Origin of the sequence: Brooklawnia sp. (genome assembly GCF_049651565.1) — a bacterium.
Lineage (GTDB): Bacteria > Actinomycetota > Actinomycetes > Propionibacteriales > Propionibacteriaceae > Brooklawnia.
In genome coordinates, this window is record NZ_JBASCI010000126.1 from 1 (window position 1) to 3,878 (window position 3,878).

A 3,878-nucleotide genomic window follows, 5' to 3' on the forward strand; every position below is an offset into this window, starting at 1 on the left:
GCCGGTGACCGGGGACGCCGGCCAGGCCGCCCTCGACTACCAGCAGGTGATGAGCGGCATGTCGGGCCTGCTGCCCGCCGTGCAAGTCGCCGACGTGGTCGGCGAAGGGCAGGACGCGGTTCGCGTCCGGCTTGCCCAGCGCTACGACTTCGACAGCGGCGACTTCGAGTTCACCAGCAGCGCCGTGCTGCGCAACGGCGAGAGCGGCTGGCTGGTGGAGTGGGCGCCGGGCATCGTCCACCCCGACCTGGACGCCACCTCGCGGCTGTACCACGAACGCACCACCGCCAGGCGCGGCTCCATCGTGGACGCCACCGGCGCCGCGATCGTCGAGAACCGGGCGGTCTACCGGGTCGGCATCGACAAGACCCGGGTCGAGCCCGAGCAGGTCGAGGCGTCCGCACGCCAACTGGCCGAACTGGTCGAGGTCGACCCAGATGCCTACGCCGAACTGGTGGCCGCCTCCGGGCCGCAGGCGTTCGTGGTGGCGATCATCCTGCGCGAGGGGCAGGTGCCGGCCGCGGTCGAGCAGGTGCCGGGCGCGGCGGCCTTCGCTGACACCCTGCCGCTGGCCCCGACCGCCGATTTCGCCCGCGGCATCCTGGGGGTGGCCGGTGAGGCCACTGCCGAGGTGATCGAGGCCAGCGGCGGCGAGATTCAGATGGGTGACATCGCCGGGCTGAGCGGGTTGCAGAAGATCCATGACGAGCAGCTGCGGGGCCACCCCGGCCACACCATCACCGCCATCCGGCGTAGCGAGAGCCAGCTCGCCGAACTGCCGCCGGCGACGCCGGGCCCGTCGGGTAATGCCTCGGCGGCCAGCAGCCCGGCCAGTCCGAAACCGCCGAACCGGGTGCTGTTCGCGGCCGAACCGGTCGACGGTGACCCGCTCCAGCTGACCATGGAACTGGAGTTGCAGCGCCGCGCCGAAGACCTGCTGGCCGGGTACGAGTCGTTGGTGATGGTGGCGGTTCTCGACCGGCAGACCGGCGGCATCCTGGCCGCCGCCAGCTCTCCGGCCGCCGAGGGCCAGCCGTTCGTGACCACCGGACGCTACCCGGCCGGCTCGACCATGAAGGTGGCGACCGCCCTGGCGCTGATCCGGCGCGGCTACACCCCTGACTCGATGGTGAACTGCAGCCCGACGGCGGAGGTGAACGGCCGGCTGTTCACCAACTACCCGGGCTACCCGGCTGCGTTCACCGGTGAGATCTCGCTGCGCACCGCGCTGCAGCAGTCCTGCAACACCGCGTTCATCAACGCCGCGGACGAACTCGGCACCACCGAGCTGCACGACGCCGCGGCCAGTCTGGGCATCGGCGTCGACTTCGAGACCGGCTTCGAGGCGTTCTACGGCTCGGTTGAACCCAGCGACGACCCGGTGGTACGGGCGGCCGCCACCATCGGGCAGGGCAACGTGCTGATGTCACCGATGGCGCTGGCCGGGCAGGCCGCCTCGGTCGGTTCCGGGCACACGGTCGTCCCCTACCTGCTGATGGCCGCCCGGCCGACCCCGACCGCTGCCCCGCTGACCGAACCGGAGGCCGAGATGCTGCGCGACATGATGGCCTCGGTGGTGGCCGGCGGCACGCTTACCGGGCTGCAGGGCGTCCTGGAGGGCGGCAAGTCGGGCACCGCGGAGTACAGCGACGACGATCCGCCCAAATCCCACGGCTGGACGATCGGCTACGCCGGCCGCTACGCCATCTGCGTCATGGACTACCAGCACACCGGCCCGCCGCTGCAGGACGTGGCGCGGGCCCTGCTCGGCTGAACCACCCACCGAAAGGCAACGATGAACCTCGTCTGGCCGGACACCGCAATCGAGATCGCCATCATCGGCGTGCTGGCCCTGATCACCCGCGGGGTGCTGAAGCGGCTGATCAGGCGCTGGGTCGACCGCGCGTCGGAGCGTGCCGAACAACCCACCAACGGGCTGACCCACCGCGCGGCCACCGTGATCGCCCAGGCCGGAGGGCTGAGCCTGGAACGCCAGGCGCACCGCACCCGAACCGTCGGCACCATGCTCGGCTCACTGGTGGACGCCGTGCTGGTGATCATCGTGGTCTTCATGGTGCTGCAGGCGCTGGGGGTGAACATCGCCCCGGCGCTGGCGTCGGCCGGCATCGGCGGGATCGCGATCGGCTTCGGCGCCCAGAGCCTGGTCAAGGACGTCATCTCCGGGCTGTTCCTGCTGCTTGAGGACCAGCTCGGCGTCGGCGACTACGTCGACATCGACCAGGTCAGCGGCACCGTGCTGTCGCTGGGGCTGCGGGCCACCCGCATCCAGGACGCCAACGGCGAGATCTGGTACGTCCGCAACGGCGAGATCGTCACCCTCGGCAACCGCACCCAGGGCTGGTCGAACGCCAGCATCATCATCCCGGTCGGCTACGACGAGGACCCCCGCAAGGTGATGACCATCCTGAGGCAGGTGGCGCAGGAACTGGAGGACGACCCGGAGTGGTCGTCGCAGATGCTGGAGCCGCCCAATGTGCTCGGCATGACCGGTTTCGCGCCCGGCCAGACGAACTACCAGATCGTGGTCAAGTGTCCCGGCAACCAGCAGTGGGCGGTGGAGCGAGAGGTGCGCGCCCGGGTGATCGCGGCGCTGCAGCAAGCCGGTATCAAGGCGCCGACCACGATCCCGTCCGCGCCGGCGTCCTGAGCCCGCCCCGGGGCGCGATGGCCATCGCACGACCACTGAGATAGACTCCGGTCAGATCCGCTCCGGGGGAACTTGGTGAGAAGCCAAGGCTGACCCGCAGCCGTGATGGACGCAATGCGTCCCAGCCGGAATGCCCGGGCAGATCTGACCAGAAGAGCACTCGTCGAGGTCTGCGAGTCGGTCGAGGCATTTCGCGTCTCCCGGACCTGACAAGGAAGGACCGGGATGAAACTGCGAACCAGGGCGGCCGCCATTGCACTGACGACAGGGTTGGTGCTGGGCGGTGCACCACTACTGGCCGGGCCAGCGCTCAGCCACGCCGCACCCACCGAAGCCGTCCAGCACGCCGCCGACTGGCTGGCCGGCCAGTTCGTCGACGACCAGCACCTGGTCGGCTTCGACGGCGCCACCCCCGACCCCACCTACACCATCGACGGGGCGCTCGCCTTGGTGGCTGCCGGCGGCCAGCCCGAGACCGTCGACGCCGCCACCGAGTGGGTGGCCTCGCAGGCGGCCGTCTTCGTCAGCAACCCCGGCTCGGCGGCCCGCACCGCGATCCTCGCCGACGCGGTTGGCGCCGACCTCACCGACTTCGGCGGGGTGAACCTGGTCGAGCAGATGCAGGCGCCGCTGGACGAGGCCACCTTCGCCAACCCCTACGGCCTGGGCATGCTGGTCATCGCCATGGACCGCACCGACACCGAGGTGCCGGCCGCGGTGCTGGACGCGCTGCTCGCCACCCAGGACGACCAGGGCGCCTTCGGTTTCCCCGAGTTCGGCGTCGACATCGACTCCACCGCGATCGCCGCCCTGGCGCTGGGGGCGCTGGAGGACAACGAGCAGGCCCAGCAGGCCAACGAGCGGGCGGTCGAGTGGCTGCTCGCCAACCAGTGCACCGAGACCTCCCAGATGTGCCCCGAGACCGGCGCCTACTGGGGCAGCTTCTCCCCCGCCAACACCTCTGGCCTGGCGATCCAGGCGCTGCGGCAGGCCGGGGAGGACGTCACCGAGCAGGAGGACTGGCTGCTTGGCCAGCAGCAGACCGACGGCGGTTTCCCGGCGGCGATCGGGGCCGGCTACTCCGACGCCTATGCCACCGCGCAGGCCATCCTCGGCCTGTCCGGGACCGACCTGATCAATGTGGGCACCTCGGCCGGCAGCATCGATGACGCCGAACCGGCGGCCGCGGACGACGCCGACGGTGTGAACG

The 3,878-nt window shown here is 70.7% G+C and carries 3 protein-coding genes and 1 riboswitch; all 3 genes read left to right on the forward strand.

Features of this window, described 5'->3' with window-relative positions; translation table 11 throughout:
* Window positions 1-1,774, forward strand: a 1,774-nt coding sequence (locus tag WBL05_RS06245; protein WP_424224514.1) for a penicillin-binding transpeptidase domain-containing protein, incomplete at its 5' end; no start/stop codon positions are given.
* Between the two features lie 21 nt (window positions 1,775-1,795).
* Entirely contained in the window at window positions 1,796-2,668 is an 873-nt protein-coding gene (locus WBL05_RS06250; RefSeq protein ID WP_424224516.1) for a mechanosensitive ion channel family protein, read from the forward strand.
* 41 nt (window positions 2,669-2,709) lie between these two features.
* Window positions 2,710-2,825, forward strand: a riboswitch (cobalamin riboswitch).
* A gap of 68 nt (window positions 2,826-2,893) precedes the next feature.
* A partial coding sequence (locus tag WBL05_RS06255) for a hypothetical protein (protein ID WP_424224518.1) occupies window positions 2,894-3,878 on the forward strand: 985 nt, incomplete at its 3' end.